Source organism: Stenotrophomonas sp. pho, assembly GCF_006228405.1.
Lineage (GTDB): Bacteria > Pseudomonadota > Gammaproteobacteria > Xanthomonadales > Xanthomonadaceae > Stenotrophomonas > Stenotrophomonas sepilia.
Map to the genome: position 1 here is coordinate 2,443,178 of NZ_CP029759.1, position 21,749 is coordinate 2,464,926.

The 21,749-nt window shown below is 67.8% G+C and carries 19 protein-coding genes and 3 pseudogenes; 8 read left to right on the top strand and 14 right to left on the bottom strand.

What is annotated here, in order from left to right; genetic code table 11:
• Positions 1 to 42 precede the first annotated feature (42 nt).
• A complete protein-coding gene (locus tag DL544_RS11515; RefSeq protein ID WP_164229117.1) occupies positions 43 to 1,041 on the top strand; it encodes a TraB/GumN family protein in 999 nt (332 codons plus the stop codon).
• A 55-nt stretch (positions 1,042 to 1,096) separates the two neighbouring features.
• Here the strand turns inward: DL544_RS11515 and DL544_RS11520 are convergent, their stop codons facing one another.
• Positions 1,097 to 1,633: a carboxymuconolactone decarboxylase family protein gene (locus DL544_RS11520; protein WP_065177715.1), complete on the bottom strand. Its 537-nt coding sequence runs from the start codon at positions 1,631 to 1,633 to the stop codon at positions 1,097 to 1,099.
• Between the two features lie 106 nt (positions 1,634 to 1,739).
• On the opposite strand from DL544_RS11520, the gene DL544_RS11525 reads away from it, so the two are divergent.
• The gene (locus DL544_RS11525) at positions 1,740 to 2,621 is read left to right on the top strand and encodes an AraC family transcriptional regulator (protein WP_139727165.1); all 882 of its coding nucleotides are present in this window, start codon (positions 1,740 to 1,742) and stop codon (positions 2,619 to 2,621) included.
• Positions 2,622 to 2,872: 251 nt separating this feature from the next.
• Here DL544_RS11525 and DL544_RS11530 read toward each other — a convergent pair whose 3' ends face one another.
• The 8 genes and pseudogenes from DL544_RS11530 to DL544_RS11565 all read right to left on the bottom strand — a co-directional run bounded on the left by DL544_RS11530 (position 2,873) and on the right by DL544_RS11565 (position 9,495).
• On the bottom strand, positions 2,873 to 3,430 hold the full coding sequence (locus tag DL544_RS11530) for a TetR/AcrR family transcriptional regulator (protein WP_065177713.1): 558 nt from the start codon (positions 3,428 to 3,430) through the stop codon (positions 2,873 to 2,875).
• Positions 3,431 to 3,434: 4 nt separating this feature from the next.
• The gene (locus DL544_RS11535) at positions 3,435 to 4,967 is read right to left on the bottom strand and encodes an MFS transporter (RefSeq protein WP_065186497.1); all 1,533 of its coding nucleotides are present in this window, start codon (positions 4,965 to 4,967) and stop codon (positions 3,435 to 3,437) included.
• A gap of 150 nt (positions 4,968 to 5,117) precedes the next feature.
• Positions 5,118 to 5,860 (bottom strand): annotated as a pseudogene (locus DL544_RS11540) (hypothetical protein).
• On the bottom strand, positions 5,860 to 6,480 hold the full coding sequence (locus tag DL544_RS11545; RefSeq protein ID WP_065177710.1) for a DUF3299 domain-containing protein: 621 nt from the start codon (positions 6,478 to 6,480) through the stop codon (positions 5,860 to 5,862). The pseudogene DL544_RS11540 and the gene DL544_RS11545 overlap by 1 nt, the downstream one beginning before the upstream one ends.
• Positions 6,470 to 7,021 carry a DUF3299 domain-containing protein gene (locus tag DL544_RS11550; RefSeq protein ID WP_139727166.1) on the bottom strand — a complete coding sequence of 184 codons (552 nt, stop codon included), beginning with the start codon at positions 7,019 to 7,021 and terminating at the stop codon, positions 6,470 to 6,472. The genes DL544_RS11545 and DL544_RS11550 overlap by 11 nt, the downstream gene beginning before the upstream one ends.
• Before the next feature lie 2 nt (positions 7,022 to 7,023).
• The gene (locus tag DL544_RS11555; RefSeq protein ID WP_139727167.1) at positions 7,024 to 8,277 is read right to left on the bottom strand and encodes an ABC transporter permease; all 1,254 of its coding nucleotides are present in this window, start codon (positions 8,275 to 8,277) and stop codon (positions 7,024 to 7,026) included.
• On the bottom strand, positions 8,270 to 8,965 hold the full coding sequence (locus DL544_RS11560; RefSeq protein ID WP_139727168.1) for an ATP-binding cassette domain-containing protein: 696 nt from the start codon (positions 8,963 to 8,965) through the stop codon (positions 8,270 to 8,272). Before DL544_RS11560 ends, DL544_RS11555 begins: the two co-directional genes overlap by 8 nt.
• Positions 8,962 to 9,495 carry a ZrgA family zinc uptake protein gene (locus DL544_RS11565; protein WP_095377519.1) on the bottom strand — a complete coding sequence of 178 codons (534 nt, stop codon included), beginning with the start codon at positions 9,493 to 9,495 and terminating at the stop codon, positions 8,962 to 8,964. Before DL544_RS11565 ends, DL544_RS11560 begins: the two co-directional genes overlap by 4 nt.
• 32 nt (positions 9,496 to 9,527) lie before the next feature.
• Here DL544_RS11565 and DL544_RS11570 point away from each other — a divergent pair, with 32 nt between their 5' ends.
• A complete protein-coding gene (locus DL544_RS11570) occupies positions 9,528 to 10,001 on the top strand; it encodes a MerC domain-containing protein (RefSeq protein ID WP_005416722.1) in 474 nt (157 codons plus the stop codon).
• A gap of 175 nt (positions 10,002 to 10,176) precedes the next feature.
• Here DL544_RS11570 and DL544_RS11575 read toward each other — a convergent pair whose 3' ends face one another.
• Positions 10,177 to 11,079, bottom strand: coding sequence for a LysR family transcriptional regulator (locus tag DL544_RS11575; protein ID WP_139727169.1), 903 nt, complete (start codon positions 11,077 to 11,079; stop codon positions 10,177 to 10,179).
• A 117-nt stretch (positions 11,080 to 11,196) separates the two neighbouring features.
• Here DL544_RS11575 and dkgB point away from each other — a divergent pair.
• The 4 genes and pseudogenes from dkgB (at position 11,197) to DL544_RS11595 (ending at position 14,264) form a co-directional block, all read left to right on the top strand.
• A pseudogene (gene dkgB / locus DL544_RS11580) lies at positions 11,197 to 12,000 on the top strand (2,5-didehydrogluconate reductase DkgB).
• 11 nt (positions 12,001 to 12,011) lie between these two features.
• Positions 12,012 to 12,986: a TIGR03571 family LLM class oxidoreductase gene (locus DL544_RS11585; protein ID WP_139727170.1), complete on the top strand. Its 975-nt coding sequence runs from the start codon at positions 12,012 to 12,014 to the stop codon at positions 12,984 to 12,986.
• Between the two features lie 19 nt (positions 12,987 to 13,005).
• A complete protein-coding gene (locus DL544_RS11590; RefSeq protein ID WP_111176457.1) occupies positions 13,006 to 13,944 on the top strand; it encodes a cyclase family protein in 939 nt (312 codons plus the stop codon).
• Positions 13,941 to 14,264 carry a MoaF-related domain-containing protein gene (locus DL544_RS11595; protein WP_065177703.1) on the top strand — a complete coding sequence of 108 codons (324 nt, stop codon included), beginning with the start codon at positions 13,941 to 13,943 and terminating at the stop codon, positions 14,262 to 14,264. Before DL544_RS11590 ends, DL544_RS11595 begins: the two co-directional genes overlap by 4 nt.
• 19 nt (positions 14,265 to 14,283) lie before the next feature.
• Here the strand turns inward: DL544_RS11595 and DL544_RS11600 are convergent, their stop codons facing one another.
• Positions 14,284 to 15,237, bottom strand: coding sequence for a LysR family transcriptional regulator (locus DL544_RS11600; protein ID WP_139727171.1), 954 nt, complete (start codon positions 15,235 to 15,237; stop codon positions 14,284 to 14,286).
• A 106-nt stretch (positions 15,238 to 15,343) separates the two neighbouring features.
• Between DL544_RS11600 and DL544_RS11605 the strand changes: the two genes are divergently transcribed.
• Positions 15,344 to 16,087, top strand: a complete 744-nt coding sequence (locus DL544_RS11605; protein WP_139727172.1) for an SDR family oxidoreductase — start codon at positions 15,344 to 15,346, stop codon at positions 16,085 to 16,087.
• Between the two features lie 165 nt (positions 16,088 to 16,252).
• On the opposite strand, the gene DL544_RS11610 is transcribed toward DL544_RS11605, so the two are convergent.
• The 3 genes and pseudogenes from DL544_RS11610 to DL544_RS11620 all read right to left on the bottom strand — a co-directional run bounded on the left by DL544_RS11610 (position 16,253) and on the right by DL544_RS11620 (position 21,742).
• The gene (locus DL544_RS11610) at positions 16,253 to 19,330 is read right to left on the bottom strand and encodes an efflux RND transporter permease subunit (protein WP_139727173.1); all 3,078 of its coding nucleotides are present in this window, start codon (positions 19,328 to 19,330) and stop codon (positions 16,253 to 16,255) included.
• Positions 19,327 to 20,498, bottom strand: a pseudogene (locus DL544_RS22475) (efflux RND transporter periplasmic adaptor subunit). Before DL544_RS22475 ends, DL544_RS11610 begins: the two are co-directional and overlap by 4 nt.
• On the bottom strand, positions 20,495 to 21,742 hold the full coding sequence (locus DL544_RS11620; protein WP_065177698.1) for a TolC family protein: 1,248 nt from the start codon (positions 21,740 to 21,742) through the stop codon (positions 20,495 to 20,497). The pseudogene DL544_RS22475 and the gene DL544_RS11620 overlap by 4 nt, the downstream one beginning before the upstream one ends.
• Positions 21,743 to 21,749: the final 7 nt, after the last annotated feature.

Genomic DNA, 21,749 nt, shown 5'->3' on the forward strand with positions numbered 1-21,749 from the left:
GCACCATCGAGGACACTCATCATGGTCCTTTCTGGAGTTCCCATGTCGGCTGCCCGGCAACCACGTTCACTGCTGTCGGTTTCCCTTGATGTTTCCGTGCACCGTACGTTGGCAGGTGCGCCGGCTTCCGGAAGCCGCGGAACCAAGGTAACGGATGCCCTGCCTCCCCCCACGATCCGTGCAGAAGGTCCGGCGCTCTGGCAGGCAAGGCGTGAAGAGGCCCACCTGTGGATCCTGCCCGTCCCCACCGCGCTACCCGGATCGATGCGATGCGTGACGGGCGAAGCAGGACGCATTGCCGCGGTTGCGCACACCATTCTGGGCCGGCCGAAGGTGGACATCACCGGCAGATGGGAGGGCTCGGGACTGAGCGCGTTGTTCACACTGGCCCGTGCGGTGTCTGAAGCCGAAACCATCCACCACAATCCCGACAACCTGACCCTGAAGGATGTTCTGCCGGCGGACGTCCATGCAGAATGGCAAGCGGCATTGAATGAGTGCGGAATCGATCCAATCGAGCTGGAACGCCTGCGTCCCCACTTCGCGGCCAGAGCGCTGCGCAAGGCCGTCATGGCCAGGCATCAGCTGGAGTCGCCGAAGGCATTCTGCAAGGAGCTGCGCAGGATAGGACGCGCGGGTGGAGCCCGCTACTTCGTGCCGCGCACTGAACTGGCTATCGACATCGCGGCAGCTGACGACTGCGGCAAACCGCATCCTGCACTGGATGACACGACACGGTTTGCGGTGCAGGTCGAACGACTCCGTCGCCTTCACGATACCGCCCGTGTTCAGTCCAAGGCCTGGGCGCATGGCGATGCCCTTGGCATGGGTGGGCATGACGTGCCTATGGATATGCACGTGACAGCGACTGGCAGCAACGAGCTGGACACGCTTCGACGCGAGGCCTGGCTCAGCGCAGTGGAAGCCGTAACTGCGGGAAGATCAACCACGCTTGCGATGCTCGATATTGCAGATGCGTTCGACGGGAACGGCTACATCAGAGCGCTGCGCGAACGCGGTTTCAGCTTCCAGCCGGCGTAGCCACTGAGCTGCGGGCCTGAGTCCGGGCAGCACTCTGCTGCCGGAGCAATTGCACTCAGCGCAGCGCGACCTTCGGGAAGTCCACCGGCACGTCGAACGCCACGTTGACGTAGTTGGTGAACAGGTTGAGCGCCACATGCGCGAGGATCTCCACGATCTGCTCATCATCGAAGCCAGCCGCGCGCAGCGCCTGCACGTCGCCGTCGGCGATCTGCGCACGCTGCTCGACCACCTTCAACGCGAAGTCGAGCGCCGCCGCAGTGGCCGGGTCGCTGGACTGGCCGATCTGCGCGGCGGTCATCTGCTCGCTGCTGGCGCCGGCCTTGCGGCCCAATGCCGTGTGCGCGGCCAGGCAGTACTCGCAGGCGTTGCGGTTGGCGATGGCCACGGCGATCTGCTCGCCCAGCAGCGGCGACAGGCGACCGCCGCCCAGCGCGCCGAACGAACCCCACATGCTCTGCAGGGCGGCTGGCGAGTTGGCCACGGCGCGGAACATGGCCGGGGTGGCGCCGAAAGCGGCGTGGACCTGACCCAGCAGGGCCTGGCGGTCGGCGGTGGTGTTGGCGGCATCGATCAGGGGGACACGGGACATGGTGGATCTCCTTGGGAAAGCGCCCGGGATTGGACGACCCGCTCATCCTAGGTAGACTCGCTGGACGCTTCAGGCGCAATCAGCCACACATGTTGTCCATTCATCCATGAGCACGCCCACCGACACCTCCCCACCCGACCGTCTCTCCTCCCTGCTGGAGCGCTTCCGGGTGCAGGCCGCGCTGTTCCACAGTGGTCCGCTGTGCGGGCGCCATGTCTTCGAGCCGCAGCCCGGTCGTGCCTTCCTGCACATCCTGCGCCAGGGTGAAATGGAGGTCCGTCATCCCGACGGCGATATCGCGCTGCCCCGGTTGAAGATCGACACACCCAGCCTGCTGCTGTATCCGCAACCGCTGCACCATGTGTTCTTCAATGCACCGCTGGAAGGCCCGGATTTCACCTGCGCCACGCTGGATTTCGATGGCGGCGCGCGTAATCCGATCGTGCAGTCGCTGCCGCCGGTGATGGTGGTGCCACTGGCCGCGATCGGCGAACTGGATGAAACCCTGCAGCTGCTGTTTGCCGAGGCCGATCGCCAGCGCTGTGGTTCACGGCTGCTGACCAATCGCCTGTTCGAGGTGGCGCTGATCCAGATCCTGCGCTGGGTGGTCGACCACCCGGATGCAGCGGGTGTCAGTCATGGACTGATGCGCGGGCTGTCCGACGCGAGGCTGGCACGCACGCTGGTGGCGATGCACCAGGCACCGCAGGACGAATGGACGCTGCCCCGTATGGCCGCGATCGCCGGCATGTCGCGCAGCGCATTCGCGGCAGTGTTCAAGGAGGTGATGAAGGCGACGCCGGCCGCCTATCTGCTGGACTGGCGGCTGAGCCTGGCCTGCGCGCAGCTGCGGGCCGGCGTGGCAGTCAAGCAGGTGGCGGTCGAGGTGGGGTTTGCCGATACCGCGTCGTTGTCGAAGGCGTTCCGCAAGCGGTTGGGGGCGTCGCCCAGGGCCTGGTTGGCCGCGAGCGCCGCCCAGGCTGGGTAAAGGGTGAGGGGGTAGAGTCGGCCGCTGGTCGACTATCGCGCGACGCGCGGGATGTTCGTTGTCCGACCGAAGGGCAGTCGACTAACGATCGACTCTACCGATGTGGCATTTTCGTGATCTGACCGAAGAGCAGCCGACCAGCGGTCGGCTCTACCACGGACGATCGAAGCGGCATTTTCATGGCCTGACCGAAGGGCAGCCGACCAGCGGTCGGCTCTACCACGGGCGATGTCTGCGCGCCGACCGGCCGCTCAACGGGACGTGCCGTCAGACTTCGCCAGCAGCCCGGCGATGCGCTCGGCCACCTGGGCGCGCACGCCTTCATCCAGCTGCCCTTCGTACATCGCCTCGTAGATCCACAGGCCGTCGGCGGCCAGCCGTGCTACGAAATTGTCGAGCGCGGCCGGGTCATTCAGCCCGGCCGACGGCGGCAACGGCGCCCAGCGGCGTACCGCCGGGCCCCACGGGCGCTCATCGGCGTCCGGGTCGGCCGATTCGAGCATGAACATCAGCTCGGCACGGGTAGCGCTCTGCGCCGAGACGCGCACGAAGGTCTGGTAACGCTCCAGCGCCGAGGCTTCGTCCGCACGCTTGCCCAGCAGCGTTTCCATCGACGACTCCCAGGCCTGCACCAGGTGCTCGTCGATGCCGCGCAGCAGTGCCTCGCGCGACGGGAAGTGGTACAGCAGGCCGCCGCGGGTCAGCTTGGCCTCGGCCGCCACCGACTCGAAGGTCACCGCTCGCACGCCATCACGATTGATCACGTTGACGGCGGCGTCGAGGATGCGGTCGCGTTTGCTGGTTCTCATCGTTTCATTTTACGCGATCGGCCGCGCCCTCGCGGCCGCCGATGCGGCCGCGCAGCAGGCGCGCGATGATCGCCGCGCCCACTGCCAATACCGTCGTGATCACCAGCAGCACGATCTGGTAGCCACGGTCATACGCGGCCGCAGCCAGTGCGAACCACTCACCCTGCCCGCTCTCGCGCGCGACATGCAGCGCCTGGGTGAAACCCTCGCGGGCAAGCACCGGCATATCGGCCGAGACCGGCAGGAACGCGCTGTACATCGCCGCGCTCAAGCTGCCCAGCATCGCCACCGCCAGCAGGCCACCGAATTCGTAGGATACCTCTTCGACCGACGAGGCCATGCCTGCGCGGTGTGCCGGCACATTGTTGAGGATGGCGGTGGATGCCACCGAGATGGCCGAGCCCATGCCGAAGCCGGTGATGGCCATACCAGCCACCACCCAGCCAAGGCCGTGCGGGAAGCCGAACGCCACCATGCCGACGCCCAGCGCACCTGCGGCCAGGCCACCACAGATCAGCGGGCGCAGGCCCACCCGGTGCAGGATGCTGCCGCCCAGAAGCGCGCTCGGAAGGCTGCCCATTGCCGCCACCGAGACCAGCAGACCCGCCTGCAGCGGCGTGAAGCCTGCCACCAGCTGGAAGCGCTGGGTGGTGACCAGCTGCAGGCCGGCCATCGCGAACAGGGTGAACACTGCCGACAGCGTGCCGGCCAGGAACGCAGGATTGCGGAAAATCGCAAAGTCCAGCAGCGGGTACGGCAGCTGTTGCTGGCGGCGCGCGAACGCCGCACCGCTGATGACGGCCAACAGCAGCGCGCCTGCGCCCAGCGCGTACGACGGCGGCGTAGCGATCAGCGACTTGATCGCCAGCACCACGCCGGACAGTGCGGCCAATGCCAGCACCGAGGACACAAGGTCCCATGGCCGCGAGGTGTCACGCTGTCCTTCCGGCGCCAGCAGCAGCGTGGCCACGAACGCGACCACCACCACCGGCACGTTGATCAGGAACACCGAGCCCCACCAGAAGTGCTGCAGCAGCCAGCCGCCGATGATCGGCCCGAGCGCCGCACCGACGATGGCCACCGAACCCCAAATGGCGATGGCGATGTTGCGTTCGCGCTCTTCGTGGAAGCTCAGGCCGATCAGCGCCAACGTGGCTGGCATCATCGCTGCGGCACCGACTGCCAGGAGGGCTCGTGCGGCAATCAGCTGAGCTGCGGTGTCGGCGAACGCCGCGGCCAGCGAGGCGACGCCGAACACCACCAGGCCGATCAGGAACATGCGGCGATGACCGATGCGGTCGCCCAGCGTGCCCGCACCCAGCAGCAGGCCGGCCATCACCAGCGGATAGGCGTTGACGATCCACAGCGCCTGGCCGGCACTGGCCGAGAGTTCCTCGGTCAGCGTAGGCAGTGCGGTGTAGAGCACTGAGTTGTCGAGCGTGACCAGCAGCAGGCCGGCGGCGACGGTAAACAACAGCGCCCAGCGACGGGCACGCGACAGGGCCGGAGCACCGGCCAGGGGCTGGGACAAAGCCATGGGGAAACCTGATGGGGAGCGGAAAACGGCCATAACTATACAGGATGTCCTGTATAGTTATGAAAACAGCGCCGCCGATTCAGATTGGGGCCCGGGCAATGTTCATGTTGTCGTGCCCTCATGCCGGGTCGTGCCCGGTGTCAGGGATCATCACCGACAGTCTTCCGGCAGCGCGGCAACCGCCGATACCACCGCCGCCTGCATGCCCTTCCCCACAGCCATGTCCAGTTCCCCGCTAGTTCCGCCATGCTGGCGCCGCAGTTCGTCCTCGCACAGCCCGCGCACCCGCGCACGGGCCTGTGCGCGCAGGCTGCTGCACCGCCAATCGGTGCCGCCCAAAGGCAACACCGAGTACACCACGCTGTTGCAGGCATTGCCGGCGCGCTGCTGCAACGAAAGCCCGCCGAAATCCCGCGGTTCGCTGCTGCGTTGCGGGTCGAAGTAGCTGTCCGGGAACGTGCGCGCGTACTGTTCGATGTCCACGGCCATGCGGCGTCCACCGGCCAACGGCATCTGCAGCGTCTGCCCGCACGGCGTCGCGTCGGCGCGATGCTGGATGTACTGGTAGATCGGCCGGTCCAGCGATGGATCCTGCTGGGTCACCGCGCTGACTGCCGCCAGCACAGGCAGCGATGCACGATTGGCCATGCGCGCCAACACTCCCGCCTGCGCCGGCTGGCAGCGGTCGCGCAATGTTGCCGCGAGCAGGAACAGCACGTCGTTGCGGAATGCGTGGTCGTCACCCAGGCGCTGTTCGATGCGCTGGCTGGCATTGGACGTCGGCGCCGGAAACGCGACCGCAGGCGGCGCGATGGGTGCGCGCTGCCGCTGCCACCACAGCAGCACCCCGCGCCCAGCAGCACCCCGGCAGCCATGATCCATCGCCTGCGCATCAGTTGCGGATCGCCGTCAGCGTGGCCGCCGCGGCATCGTAGGACGCGCTGGCGATGTCCGCGTCGAAACGCTTCACCTGCAGGCGGCCGGCAAGCCGGTACGGATCCCACAGATCGCCCAGCGCGATCGGCGTGGCCAGGGTCACGTGGATGATCTGGTTCGGTGGCGGCGGCGGCACGTGGATGCACGCGCCGTAGAACGGCACGAACAGCAGTTCATCCACCAATCCTGCATCGTTGGTGCCGAGCGGCACCACGTAGCCATCCAGATCCACCGCGCGACCATCGACAGCATCGACCACCCGCGAAGAGCCGAACTGCTTGGCGCGATCCGGGCTGGAATGGTCGATCTCCTGCCCCGGCGGCGTGCCCGAGCCGGTGTCGTCGATCAGGCCACCCACGCCCTCCATCCCATTGCGTGACAGGCCGATCTGAGGGGGCGGTCGCTGGTAGGTCACTTCGTCGGGCCGCAACGCGTCCCAACGGTCGATGGGGGCTTCGCCCGTGGCCGAGGGTGCCGCTCTGTCCTGCGGCGTGACCACCACGGCGTCGCTGCCCGGCGCCGTACAGCCCGCCAGCCACAGGCATCCCAGCATGAGCAGCAGGTGGCTACGGTTCATAGGGCCTCAGCTGTGCATCACGCATGGTGTAGGCCGAACCGGCCAGATCGTCATCCAACCGTTCGGCACGCAGTGTGCCGGCCAGGAAGAACGGCGAGTACATGTCGGGCATGTCGATCGGGCGTGGCAGCACCACGTGCACGATCTGGTTCGGCGGCGGGGGTGGCACGTGGATGCAGGCGCCGTAGTACGGCACGAACAGGAATTCAGTCAGCCGCCCGTCCTGCGCGTTGGCCAGCGGTACCACGTAACCCGGCAGGCGAACCGGTCGCTGCAGCACCGTATCCACCGTACGGAACGTACCGAACTGCGGCATGCGCCGGTTGCCGTTGTGCTCGACCTCCGGGCCCTCGCCCCGCTCCAGCGCGGCCAGCTCGTCCTTCGGCATCATCTGCAACCAGTCCAGTTCCTGCTCTGCCGCATCCGCAGCGTCAGCGCGGTCGACAACCGGCGAGGGTGGCAAGGCCTGCACACCGGTATCCACCGGCCGCTCGCAGGCGGCCAGGGCCAACAACATCGGCAGCGACAGCATCCAGCGCATGCTCAGCCTCCCGGCGACAGGCCATCGGCCAGCGTGCGCCGGTAGGCCAGCAACGCCGGCACCAGCCCGGCCACAGCGCTGATCGCCAGCACGCCTGCCACCCAGGCCAGCTCGCGGCCGTCCGGCCAGACATGGGTGATCGACAGGCCAAAGTTGGCCAGCGCCCAGCCGCGCCCGGCAATGCTGGCGGCAACCAGAAGCACCAGCGCCAGCGCGCAGGCCACCGCGCTGGTCGCCACCGCCTCCACCACCAGCAGGGCAGCGATGTAACCCGGCCGTGCTCCGGTGGCACGCAGGATCGCCATCTCGCGCCGCCGCTCCTGCAGGGTCGAGACCAGCAGCGTCACCAGCGAGACCATGCCGAGTGCCACCACCATCGCGCTGATCAGCTGCAGCGCCCGTTCGGCCATGCCCAGCGACTGCCACAACTGCTGCAGCGTGACGCCGGGCAGGATCGCCAGCATCGCCTCGTCGGGATACTCGTTGATCCTGCGCTGCACCGAAAACGTGGCAATGCGCGAGTTCAGGCCGAGCATGAAGGCGGTGATGCTGGTCGGGGTCAGATCCAGATGACGCGCCTGCTCGGCGCTGACGCGCTGGCTGCGCAGCCGCACGCCCGAGCGCCAGTCGACGTGGATCGCCTCGATGGCCGCCAGCGAGACCAGCAGCGACGAATCCACCGGCGTGCCGGTGCGCTGCAGGATGCCGGCAACACGGAACGGCTTGTCGGCATGCGTGGCCAGGGTGACCGCGCCGGTGCCATGCGCCAGCACGATCTGGTCACCGAGACCAACCTTCTGTGCCTGTGCCACCTCCGCGCCGATCACCACGTCATACAGGTCATCGAACGGCCGTCCGCTCGCAAACGCAAGCGCGTGCCCGGCGCCGTAGCGGCAGTGCTCGAAATAGCCATCGCTGGTACCGACCACGCGGTAGCCGCGCCAGGAATCGCCCAGCGACAACGGCACCGCCCACTTCACCTGCGGCAACGCGGACAGCTCCTGGTAGGACTGCCAGGACACGTTGTTGGTCGGGTCGCCGATATGGAACACCGAGTACAGCAGCAGGTTCACCGGCCCCGAACGCGCACCGACGATCAGGTCGGTGCCCGACACCGTGCTGGCGAAGCCTTCGTGTGCCTGCATGCGCACACGTTCGACGCCCAGCAGCAACACCACGCTGAGGGTGATGACCAGCACGGTCAGGCCCACGCTCAACGCACGGCTGCGCAGGCTCGCCCAGGCAAGCTCAAGCATGGCCGGCACCCGCCTGGTTGATCTCGGACAGTGAAATGGCGCGGTCGAACAAGGGCTGCAGGCTGTCGTCATGACTGACCACCAGCACTGTGGTGCCGGCCGCCTGGCACTGCGCGGACATCAGCTTCAGGAACGCGGTTGCCGCGTCGCGGTCAAGCGCCGAGGTGGGCTCATCGGCCAGCAGCAATGCCGGACGACCGATCAGGGCGCGTGCTGCCGCCACGCGTTGTTGCTGGCCGACACTGAGCGTGCCTGCGCGCCGCTGCATCAGCGCCGGGTCCAGCTGCAGGGCCTGCAGCAGACGGGCGATCTCGGCATCCAACGGGCCACTGATGCGTGCGCTGCGCAGGCGCGAGAAGCGCAGGCCCAGTGCGATGTTGTCGCGCACGGTGAGGAACGGCAGCAGGTTGAACTGCTGGAAGATCACACCCAGGTGGTCGGCGCGGAAGCGGTCCCGCGCGGCACCACGCATCGCCTGCAGCGCGTGACCGGCGACCTCGATGCTGCCCTTGCAGGGCAGCAGCACGCCCGCGAGCAGGCCCAGCAGCGTGCTCTTGCCACCGCCACTGATCCCGCGCAGCAGCACGCTGCTGCCCTGCTCGATCCACAGCCGCGGCACGTCCAGCACCAGCTGCCGGCCGTAGCCGAACTGCACGCCATCCAGCGCGATCACCGGTCGCATGCTCACGGAGCCAGCACCACGCGCAGGTTGTCCGGGGTCAGCACGCTGCGGTTCTGGCCATGGGCGGTGGCACTGTTGACGATTACTTCGTGCAGGCCCGGGAACAATGCGGGCAGGCGCACGACAATGGCCCGCAGCTCGGCAGGCTTGGCGCAGTGGTACTGCAGCGTTGCGCTGAACCCCGCGTGCCGATGCTGACCTGATGGCGGTGCGGCAGCCGTCGCATCGAATCCCTCGGCCTTGGCATCGTTGCCTGAAAGGCGGCAGCCCGCGGCGGTAGGCAAGGTGACCCAGCTGCCGCCCTGCAGCAGCGCAGTCGCACGCGCCAGCGCGGACTGCTCGGCCGCATTGGCCGGCGGCCGCTCGAAATCAAGGATGCCGATGCCGGGGGCCTGCAGGGCGAATTCCAGCGTCTGCTGGTCAAGCGCAACATCGACGCTGGCCTGGCCGTGCACGTGCGGTGCGTGCTGGCGGATATCGTGGGCCTGCGCGGCGCTGGCGGCCAGCAGCAGGAAAAGAGCAGCAGAAAGCTTCATGGGGGACACTCCAAGTGTTACTATGTAACATTATGGACCACATCCCCACGACGCCCGCAAGGGCCCTGGCCCAGCCGCCAACTTCGGCACGCTGGCACCCCCGCTTCGATCTTGCCGGTGCCTGGCTGTCCCTGGCCTGCGCCGCCCATTGCATCGCCCTGCCCCTGCTGCTGGCCTTCGTGCCGGCAGCGATGATGGCGCTGCGTTCGTTCCAGCACCCCGGCCATGGCGCGATGACCGTGCTGCTGATGATGTCGCGCTGGGAATGGCTGTTCGCGCTGCTGGCCTCGTCGCTGGCCTTGGCGAGCACCTCGGCCGGGCTGCACCGGCACGGGCGCGGGCGGCCTCTGCGGCTGGCGTGCGTCGGCGCGATCCTTCTACTGTCAGCCTCGCTGTACCTGCCGCTGAAGGAATCACTGCTCTGGCATGGCGTCACCACCGCGTGCGGCGGCATGATGCTGGCGGCAGCACACATCGGCAATCGGCGGGCGCTGCACAACCGCTAACACCGGCTGCGGGTCGGTTGGAACACGCCATCCACGCATGGCGTGGATCTACTGAAACATGCAACACAGCCAACGGTAGTGCCGGCCGCTGGCCGGACGGAAAACACCATCCACGCATGGCGTGGATCTACTGATGCACTCCCGGCAGCCGGCCAGCGGCCGGCTCTACCCCTCCTTATTCGTCAAACGGACGCTGCCCCAGCGTCTGCGTCACATGGTCGACGAAGCAGGTGATGCGCGCAGCCAGCGCGGTGTTGCGGTAGTACACCGCGTTGATTGGCTGCCGCGCCTCCTGCGTCTGCCTGGCCAACAGCTGCACCAGGCGGCCATCACGCCGGTCCTGACGGGTCAGGAAGTCGGACAGGCAGGCGATGCCCAACCCGGCCACCGCCATCTGCCGCAGCGTCTCGCCGCTGGATGAAGCGATCGCCGGCTCGATCACGAAAGGCCCGCCATCGGCATCGTGTAGTGGCCATTCGTTCAACGAACTGGGCTGGGTAAAACCCAGCAGGTCGTGCTCGCGCAACTGCTCCACGCGCGTCGGCGTGCCGTGCCGTCGCAGGTACTCGGGGCTGGCCACCACGCGGATGCGGCTGTGACCGATCGGTCGCGCATGCAGGGTGGAATCGCGCAGCACGCCGATGCGGAACGCCACATCGGTGCGCTTTTCGATCAGGTCGGTGATGCCCTCGTTGGAATTCAACTCCAGCTCCACCTGCGGGTAGCGATCACGGAAGCCCTCCAGCAGCGGCACGATCACGTGCAGCATGAACGGCGTGGCCGCGTCCACGCGCAGGCGCCCGACCGGCTGCAGCCGCCGCGCCGCCATCTGTTCCTCGGCCTCGTCCACCGTGGCCAGGATCGTGCGCGCGTACTCCAGGAACGCCGCGCCCTCCTCGGTCAGTTCCAGCCGCCGCGTGGTCCGCCGCAGCAGGGTGGTCTGCAGCTTGTCTTCCAGCCGCGCCAGGGTGCGGCTGGTGGCCGAGATGGTCAGCTCCAGCGCCTCGGCCGCCGCCGTGATGGAGCCACCATCGACCACCGCCACGAAGGCCTTCAGCTCATCCAGGGTGGTTTTCATTATTTACCTCGCCGCAAAAGCATTTCCCATATACACGGCTTAATCAACAAATGTAAAGCGCCCACACTTCGCCCTGTCCCGAGCCGCCGGCTCGCAACGAAATCCCTGGAGTCCATCATGAGCGTTCCTTCCTTTGGCGTCGGCACCTTCCGCCTGAGCGGCCAGACCGTCATCGACTCGGTACGCAACGCGCTTGACGTCGGCTACCGTGCCGTCGACACGGCGCAGATCTACGGCAACGAAGCCGAGGTCGGCCAGGCCATCGCCGAATCCGGCGTGCCACGCGACTAGCTGTTCCTGACCACCAAGATCTGGGTCGACAACTACGCTGCCGACAAACTGGTCCCGAGCCTGCGCGACAGCCTGGCCAAGCTGCGCACCGAGTACGTCGACCTGCTGCTGATCCACTGGCCGGCGCCGGGCAATGGCGTTGAGCTGCGCGAATACATGACCGCACTGGCTGAAGCCAAGACGCTGGGCCTGACCCGCCAGATCGGTGTGTCCAACTTCAACATCGAACTGACACGGCAGGCCATCGAGGTGGTCGGCACCGGCGAGATCGCCACCAACCAGATCGAACTGAGCCCCTACCTGCAGAACCCGGCGCTGACCGCCTTCCTGCAGGAGCAGGGCATCGCGGTCACCTCCTACATGACCCTGGCCTACGGCAAGGTGCTGAAGGACCCGGTGCTGGCCGGCATCGCCGACAAGCACCAGGCCACCGTGGCCCAGGTCGCGCTGGCGTGGGCCCTGCAGCGGGGTTACTCGGTCATTCCGTCCTCGACCAAGCGCGAGAACCTGGCCAGCAACCTGCTCGCCCAGGACCTGCACCTGGATGCCGATGACATGGCCGCGATCGCCGCGCTTGACCGCAACGGCCGCGAAGTCGATCCGCCGGGCCTGGCCCCGGACTGGGACTGAGGCGCCTCGCCATGGGCAGTGCGTTGACGCGTCTGCAGGCCGGTGGCTTCAGCATCGGCATCGAGGCACCGCTGGACAATGACTGGACGCCGCTGGGCGAACAGGCACGACGCGCCGCGCGACGCCTGCCCGGCGAACCGGACCTGCAGCGCCATGCGGAACTGGCACGGCTGGCCGACCGCCTCGGCTTCCGTGCGCTCTGGGTACGCGACGTGCCGGTGTACGACCCGGCCTTCGGTGATGCGGCGCAGGTGTTCGAGGTATTCAGTTACCTCGGCTACCTGGCCGGCATCACCGAGCACATCCTGCTGGGCACCGGTGCGGTGGTGTTGCCGATCCGGGAGCCGTTGCTGACCCTGAAGTCGGCGCGCAGCGTGCAGCGGCTCAGCGGCGACCGCCTGCTGCTGGGCGTAGCCAGTGGCGACCGCCCGGTGGAGTACCCGCTGTTCGGCCGCGACTTCGACAGCCGTGGCCGCCGCTTCCGCGAGCAGATCGCACTGCTGCGCGAAGGCGCCGCTGCGCACCTGCCGCAGGGCTTGGACGTGCTGCCCGCAGGTGGCACGGCCCTGCCGTTGTTCGTGGCCGGCCTGGCCCAGCAGCAACCGGCATGGATCGGCCAGCACATGGAGGGTTGCCTGGCCTACCCGGGCACGCCACAGGACCATGCGCAGCGCGTGGCGGCCTGGCGCGCCGTGGCCGGCAACAAGCCGTATGCCAGCTTCATCCACCTGGACCTGGTGGCCGATGCTGATGCCCCCTTGCAGCGCTGGCGCTTCGGCCTGCGTGGCGGCCGCAACGCCCTTTTGGCCGAGCTGCACGCCATGCAGGCAGCCGGTGTCGACCACATCGGCCTGCAGTTCCGCCGCAATGAACGGCCGTTGGCCGAAACCTTCCACGAAATCGCCGAGTACGTGCTGCCGCACTTCCCGGCCCATGCCGGCGCCGCTGCGCCGCATGCCCCGCTTGCCGCCGCCGCGACGGCCTGACAGTTACCGGAGCTTTGCCATGAAGATGAAGACCCTGGCCGCGCTTGCGCTGGCCACCCTGCCGCTGTCCTTCCAGGCCACCGCCGAGGACTGGTATCCCTCCGCCTACGGCGCCGACGACGAGATCGGCGCGGCCAACCTGCTGACCGCGGACGTGGTCAAGCACGCGGTCTCGCTGGTCAGGACCGGCAAGACCTATCCGCTGGCGGTGCCGGTGGACAAGAACCTGCCCGCGTTCCGCCACCGCAGCTTCCGCCTGTACAACGTTCAGGTCGGCCAGCAGGCCGGCAAATCGCTGGGCCCCAACAGGTTCACCTTCAACGATGAACTGGTGAACGCCTGGACCGGCGTTGGCACCCAGCTCAACGGTATCGGCCATATCGGCATCGACAACGTCTACTACAACGGCAACAAGGCCGCCGACTTCGTCACCGTGGACGGTGTGCGCAAGCTCGGCGTCGAGAAGGTGCCGCCAATGGTCACCCGCGGCGTCGTGCTGGACATGACCGCGTACTACGGCAAGGCGATCGTGCCCGGTGGCACCGAGTTCACCGTGGCCGACATCCAGGCCGTGCTGAAGAAGCAGGGCCTGAGCCTGCGCAAGGGCGACGTGGTGCTGTTCAACACCGGCTGGCTGGAACTGATCGGCAAGGACGACAAACAGTTCCTGGAAGTGGAACCGGGCATCGGCATGGAGGCGGCGAAGTGGCTGGCCGACCAGGGCATCGTCGCCTTCGGTGGCGACACCTGGGCCTCGGAGGTCTACCCGAACCCGGACGGTGCCGAGGAGTTTCCGATCAACCAGTACATGCTGGCCAAGCGCGGCATCTACAACCTGGAGCTGATCGACAGCCGGGCGCTGGTGCGCGACAAGGCCTGGGAATTCCTGTTCGTGCTCGGCCAGCCGCTGTACGTCGGCTCGACCCAGGTGAACATCAACCCGGTGGCGATCCGATGAACACCGCCGCTGACCTTCCCGTGTTCGCCGGCCGCCGCTTCCGCGTCAGCTATGACGGCCTGGCCGCCGACAATGTCTACAGCGCCGATGGCCGCCACGTGCAGTACGCCATCGTCTCCGGCGCCCATGCCGGTGCGCAGGGCGAAGCCGCCTGCGAGTGGCAGCGGATCAGCGACGGGGTCTATGCCATTTCGTGGCAGGAAGCCGATGGCGCTACGGTCGTGCATGTCGACGATTTCGTGGGCGGGCGTTCGCTGGCCTGGTTCACCGCCACCGATGGCAGCTTCCATCGCATGCAGGGGCCGTTGGCAGCGCTGTGATGCCGGCCAGCGGCCGGCACTACCCCCTCCGGTCGGACAGCTTCGCGTACTGTGTCGGTAGAGCCGGCCGCTGGCCGGCATCCTCGAACGAGTCGAACACTCCGGCCACCCAGTCGATGAACACCCGAAACCGGGGCGACGGCGTGCGATTGCGCGGGTAGACCAGGCTCAACGGACTCGGCGTCGGCGGCGCCTCCGGCAGCAGCTCCACCAGCTGCCGGCGCGCGATATACGGGTCCATCCGGTAGCGCGGTGCCTGGATGATGCCCAGGCCCGCCAGCGCAGCGCCGAGGAACGCATCCGCACCCGACACACGCACCCGCGCCGGCAGCGGCAGGTAGCGCACCTGCCCGCCCTGCTGGAACTCCAGCGGAATCAGCTGGCCGCTGGCGCTGGAGCGGAAGCCGACCATCTGGTGGCCGTCCTGCAGGGCATCGATGCTGCCCGGCACGCCCCTGGCCTGCACGTAGCCAGGCGAGGCGACCGTCACCTCGCGCAGCATCGTCAACCGGCGCGCCGCCAGATCGCTGTCGGCCAGCGTCCCGACCCGCAACGCCGCATCCACGCCTTCGCGCAGCAGATCGACATAGCGGTCGCCTTCGCTGACCTCCAGTTCGATCTCGGGGTAGCGCTGCAGGAATTCCGGCAAGTGCGGGAACAGCAGGTGCCGGCCCAGCGTGCCATGCACTTCAATGCGCAGCGGGCCGCGTGGCGGCACGTCACGGAAGGCGGCCTCGGCATCGTCCATGTCGGCGATCAGGCGCAGGCAACGGCCATAGAAGGCCTCGCCTTCCAGTGTTGGCACCACCCGCCGCGTGGTCCGGTGCAGCAGGCGCACGCCCAGCCGCTGTTCCAGTGCCTTGATCGCGTCGGTCACCGTGGCCCGTGGCAGGCCGAGGTCATCGGAGGCCCGGGTGAAGCTGCGGCGCTCGACGATACGGACGAAGGCGCGCATGGCCGTGAAGCGATCCATTGTTCGGTGATCCGGATGATGTTGGCGGATTATGCAGGATTATCCGAACGGGCAATGTCGCGAAGATGGCTCTGCGCCACTCCGGCGTGCCCCACTGGAAGCCACCATGACCCTCTCCCCCGCCCGCCCTGTCGCTCTGGTCACCGGCGGCTCCCGTGGCATCGGCGCCGCCATTTCCCGCCGGCTCGCCGCCGATGGCCACGCTGTCGCCATCAACTATGCAGGGCGCCGCGACGACGCCGAAGCGCTGCCGGCCGAACTCAACGCAGCCGGCGCGCAGGCCATCGCGCTGCAGGCCGATGTCGCCGATCCGCAGGCAGTGCGGCAGCTGTTCGATGCCATCGAAGCCCGCTTCGGCGGCATCGACGTGGTGGTCAACAGCGCGGGCGTACTGCAGCTGGCGCCGCTGGCCGACACCGACGACGCCCTGTTCGATCGGGTGATCGGCATCAACCTCAAGGGCGCCTTCAATGTGCTGCGCGAAAGTGCACGACGGGTGCGCGACGGTGGCCGGTTGATCACCCTGTCCACCAGCGTGGTCGGCATCCGGCTGGAGAACTACAGCGTGTACGCGGCCAGCAAGGCGGCGGTGGAAACGATGGGCGCGATCCTCAGCAAGGAGCTGCGCGGGCGCAACATCACCGTCAACGCGGTGGCGCCGGGCCCGACCGCCACCGACCTGTTCCTGGACGGCAAGTCACCGGAACTGATCGAGCGGTTGGCGAAGATGAATCCTCTGGAGCGGCTGGGTACGCCGGAAGACATCGCCGGCGCGGTGGCGTTCCTGGCCAGTGCCGATGGCGGATGGATCAACGGCCAGGTGCTGCGCGCCAACGGTGGGATGGTCTAGGTCGCGCGGACGGCATCCACGCATGGCGTGGATCTGCTTGGGAACCCGTGGCGGTTGATCGAATCCACGCAGGACGCGAAGCCGGTGTAGAGCCGAGCCCATGCTCGGCTGCTCTTCGCGCGAAGGCCAGAAGCAGCCGAGCGTGGGCTCGGCTCTACAGGTAGGTCAGGCGATGCGCGCCTCGCGGCGGCGATGCACCCAGTAGTACAGTGTCGGCAGCACCAGCAGGGTCAGCAGCATCGCCGACAGCAGACCACCGATCACCACCACCGCCAGCGGCTTCTGGGTCTCAGCACCGATCGCATGCGAGGTGGCCATCGGCAGCAGGCCGAACATCGCCAGTAGTGCGGTCATCAGCACCGTGCGCAGGCGCTGCAGCGAACCCTGTACCACCGCCTGCAGCAGGTCCATGCCCTGCTCGCGCAGCTGGGCGAAGCGACTGAGCATCACCACCCCGTTCAGCACTGCTTGCCCGAACAACGCGATGAAACCGATCGCCGCCGACACTGACAGCGCGATGCCAGTGAGCCACAGGGCCAGGATGCCGCCGATCATTGCCAGTGGCACGTTGGCCAGGATCAGCGCAGCGCTGCTGATGTCCTTGAAGGCATCGAACAGCAGCACGAAGATGATCAGCACCGACAGCGGAATCACCCAGCCCAGCCGCTCCATCGCACGCTGCTGGTTCTCGAACTCGCCAGACCACTCCAGCCGGTAGCCGTCCGGCAGCTGCACGCTGGCGTCCACGCGCTTGCGCATGTCGGCCACCACGCTGCCCATGTCGCGGCCGGCGATGAAGATGCTCACCGCCTTCACCCGCTGTGCGTTCTCACGCGAGATGTTGATCGCGCCACTGGCCATGCGGAACTCGGCCACGTCGGACAGCGTCACGGTGTGGCCATCGCCAATGCCCACCGGCACCGTGCGCAACCGTTGCAGGTCACGGTCGGCGTCGTCCAGGCGCAGCGTGATCGGGAACCTGCGGTCACCTTCCCACAGTTCACCAACCTGGCGCCCGCCCAGTGCGGTCTCGATCACCTCGTCGATGTCGCGCACATTCAGTCCATAGCGTGCCGCACGATCGCGGTCGATCTCGATCTGCAGCTGCGGCAATGAGCCGTCACGATCAATGAAGGCACTCTCTACGCCCTCCACGCCACGCACCTGCCCCAGGATCGCCTGCGCGTGCTGGTTCAGTACATCCAGGTCCGAGCCGCTGACCTTGATCACCACCTGGCCCTTGATCTGCGAGATGCTCTCCAGGATGTTGTCGCGCACCGGCTGCGAGATCGAGAACTCCGGCCCGGGAATCCGCTGCTCCAAGGTGCGCTGCAGATCGCTCACCAGCTGGCGCTTGTCCACGCCCTTCGGCCATTCCTTCTCAGGCTTCAACGCCACCAGCGCCTCGATCTGGTTGGCGCCCTTGGCATCGGATCCGTCTTCCGGGCGCCCCAACTTGGCCACCACGGTCGATACCTGCGGGAAAGTGCCGACCAGCTCACGGATGCGCCGCGACTGCTGCTGCGCCTCGGCCAGGCTGGTGCTCGGGTCGAGCGTGGCGGTCAACCAGATCGAGCCTTCGTCCAGCTCGGGCAGGAACTCCGAACCCAACCGGGTGCCCAATGCCAGCGTGCCGACCAGCAGCGCAACTGCGGTCAGTACCACCGCACGCGGGCGGGCCAATGCACGCTCCAGGATCGGCTTGTACCAGCCGGTCAGGCGGTCCATCAGCGGATTGCCATCGCGCATGCGGTCGCGGCGCAGCCACCAGTAGCAGAACAGTGGCACCACGGTCAGTGCGAGGATCAACGCACCGATCAACGCCGAGGTCACCGAGTACGCCATCGGCGCGAACATTCGGCCCTCCTGGCGCTGCAGGGTGAAGATCGGGATGTGTGCGGCGATGATGATCAGCATCGAGAAGAACGTTGGGCGCCCCACTTCGGAGGCTGCCGAGAGTACGGTAGAGAAGCGCGTCTTCCTGTCAGCGTTCGGCGGCAGCTTCGACAGCCGCGACACGATGTGTTCGGTCACGATCACCGCGCCATCGATGATGATGCCGAAGTCCATCGCACCCAGCGACAACAGGTTGGCCGGTACGCCCCACAGATGCAGGCCAAGGAAGGTCGACAGCAGGGCCAGCGGCATCATCGCCGCCACGATCAGCGCGGCGCGGGCGTTGTACAGGAACAACCACAGCACCAGGAACACCAGCACCGCGCCTTCAAGCAGGTTGCGGAACACGGTTTTCAGCGTGGTTGAGACCAGCCACGAGCGGTCGTAGAACGGCTCGATGCTGACCCCGGCCGGTAGCTGGTTCGCTTCGATCTCGGCGATGCGCGCGTGCAGGGCGTCGAGCACGTCGGACGGGTTCTCGCCCTTGCGCATCAGCACCATGCCGAACACCGCATCGTCATTGTCATCCTGGCCGACCAGGCCCTGCCGGGGCAGGCCGGTATCGGCGATGCCGGCCAGGTCGCGCACCAGGATCGGCGTGCCACTGCGCTGCGCGACCACCACGTTGCCGATGTCGGCCGGCGAACGCATCAGACCGACGCCGCGGATCAGGAACTGCTGCTGGCCGCGTTCCACATAGCCGCCGCCCGCGTTCGAACTCCCCTTCTCCAGCGCCTCGGCGAACTCACCGAGGCTGATGCCGCGGTCACGCAGCTTGTCCAAATCCGGTTTGACCTGGAAGGTGCGCGCAAAGCCACCGAAGCTGATCACATCGGCCACTCCAGGAACGGTGCGCAGGCTACGCTCCATCGTCCATTCCTGCACGGTGCGCAGCTGGGTCGGGGTCAGGTGCGGGCCTTTCAGCACATAGCGGTAGATCTCGCCCACCGCCGAGCTCATCGCCTCCAGCTCCGGGGTCACCCCTTCTGGCAGCTCCACGCCCTGCAGGCGCTCCAGCACCTGCTGGCGTGCGAAGTAGTCATCGGCCTTGTCGTCGAAGGTCAGGATGATCATCGACAGGCCGAACTGGGTGTGCGAGAACACCCGCACCGAATGCGGAATGCCAGACAGCGCCACTTCCAGCGGCATCGTCACCTCGCGCTCGACCTCTTCGGCGGCACGGCCCGGGTGCAGCGACACCACCGTCACCTGGGTGTCGGACACATCCGGGAAGGCTTCCACCGGCAGCACGCGGAACGCGGCGATGCCAGCGCCGATGAACAGCAGCAGCGCCAGCATCACCATCAGCGGCTGGCGCAGGCAATAGGCAATCAGGCGATCGATCATGGCGCGGCGCGCCCCGTGCCGGTGCTGGCGGCTGCCGGCGCGCTGTCCACCAGCTGTTGCAGCAGCAGGCCACCCTCGACGGCCACTCTGCTGCCCGGCGCCAGGCCTTCACGCACCCACAGGCGGCCGTCACCCAGCTCCTCGGCGTGCACCGCGTGGCGCACGAAGCGGCCCTTGCCTTCCTCCACGAACACCACCTGCTTTCCGTCGATCAGCAACACCGCGGCGTCGGGCAGCGAGACACCGCCCTCGGACGGCAACGCCACCTGGGCGCGCACGTACTGCCCGGCCTTGAAGCCACGTGCGCGGTTGTCCAGCTCGGCACGCGCCTGCACCACCCGGCGTTCGCTGTCGATGAAGTCATCCACGTGCTGCAGCGTCGCCTGCAGCGGCTGTCCATCGGCGCCGGGCACGCTCACCTGCATGCCGGCCTTCAACCGCCCTGCCAGGCTTTCAGGAACATCCAGCAGCAGCCACAGGCGGTCCGGATCGCCGATCACTGCCAATGGCTGCTCGCTGTCGGGACTGACCGACATGCCCGGGTTCATCCGCCGCTCCACCAGCACGCCATCGATGGGGCGCGCAGCGGCAGGCGCTGGTCCACGCGCTGGCCATTGCCATAGGCCCGGGCGAATGCAGTCGCGCGCGCATGATCGGCCTGGCTGCCGGCAAAGCTCGCTTCGGCTTCATCCAGTTCACGGCCCGACGCCACTCCCGCGGCGTGCAGCTCGCGGGTGCGCTCCAGCTCCTTGCGTGCCTGCTGCAGTTCGGCACGGCCACGCGCGCCCTCGGCCTGGGCCTGGCCGAACTCCGGCGAGGTGATCCAGGCGATCACCTGCCCTGCCTTCACTCTCTGCCCCGGCTGCGCCTCGATGCGCGCCACCTGACCCGGCAACGGCGTGCGCAGTGCACTGGAGCGTGTCTCGTCCCAGGCCACCCGGCCCGGCAGCTGCAGGCTGGCGCTGGCGCCGGCGGTCACCGCCTCGCTGCGCAGCACGTCCAGCTGGCGGCTGCCGGCTGGAAACTGGATCTGGCCGGCACTGACCTGCGGCGCGTCCTCGGTATACGACGCCGGTTCGCGGCCGCAGCCGCCCAGCAGGGCCAGCACCAGCAGGGCCGGCAGCACGGCATGTCGCGCACGCAGGCGACGGGCGACGGTGGACTTCATCGGGACTCTCCTTCAACAACGGATGTGGCCGCTTCCCAGCGCGCCAGGGCAATGGCATGGTCGGCACGCGCTTCGATCAGCGCGGCTTCGAATTCGCGCCAGCTGCGGCGCGCATCCAGCAGATCGGTCAGGCTGGCGGCGCCGCGCCGGTAGGCCAGTTCGATGCCCTGTACCGCCTTGCGCGCAGCGTCGGACTGCAGTCCTTCGTAGTCGCTGCGGCGCTGCGCGGCGGACTGCGCGCTGGCCTGCAGCAGGTCAAGTTCGGCGCGCGCTTCGCGCTGCAGCACCTGCAGTTCCAGCGCCGCACTATCACGGTCGGCCTCGGCACGCTGCATCGCGCCGCGTGCACGCGATGGGCCACCGAGTGGAATGGTCAACGACACGCCCCAGGTCACACCGCTGATGTCGGTCGGCTCGCGTTCGGCTTCCACACCCAGCTGGACATCGCGATGGCGCTCGCTGCGCGCCAGTGCTACACCGGCATCGGCCGCGGCCAGGCGCGAACGCGCTGCGCGCAGATCGGCACGCTGCTGCGGATCGAACGCGCGCGTTGCGGCAACGCCTGCGAGGTCCGGCCAGGGATCATCGGCGCTGAGGTCACCGCTGTCGTCACGCCCGAGCAGGAGGCCCAGCGCATGCCGTGCATCGCGCAGATCCAGGGCCGCCTCGCGCGCCGCGTCGGCCACCGCCAGGTCGTCCACCGCCAGCCGCGCGCGGTCGACCGGCGCCATCGCCCCGGTGGCAACCTGCTTGTCGGCTGCCGCCATCTGTTCGGCCGAACTCTGGCGGTTGGCCTCGGCAATCTGCACCCGCTCCTGCGCGCGCTTCAGGCCGAAGTAGGCCTCATGCAGCGCCACCTGCTGGCGACGCCGCGCATCGAGCATCTCCAGCCCGGCCACCTCCAGCAGCGCATCGGCCTGGCGGATACGCAACGCGCGCTTGCCACCGCGTTCCCAGGTCCAGCCCAGGCCCACGGTGCTGTCCATCCGCTTGTCCTGCCAGCGGCCCGGGCCGACGCCGTGCCTGGGGCTGAGCTTGCTGGTGCCGATCGACAGCTCGGTCGCTGGACGCAGCGCCGCCGTCTGCGCGTCGCCCTGCACGCCACGCAGCGCCAGTGCCGCCACACGCAGGTCCGGGTTGTGTGCTTCCATGGCGCGCTGCGCCTCCTGCAGGGAAAGTGCCGACGCCGCAGGTGCGCACAGGAGGGCGGCCAACACAGCCGCAAGGCAAGGGAAGAAGTTCATGCGCGTC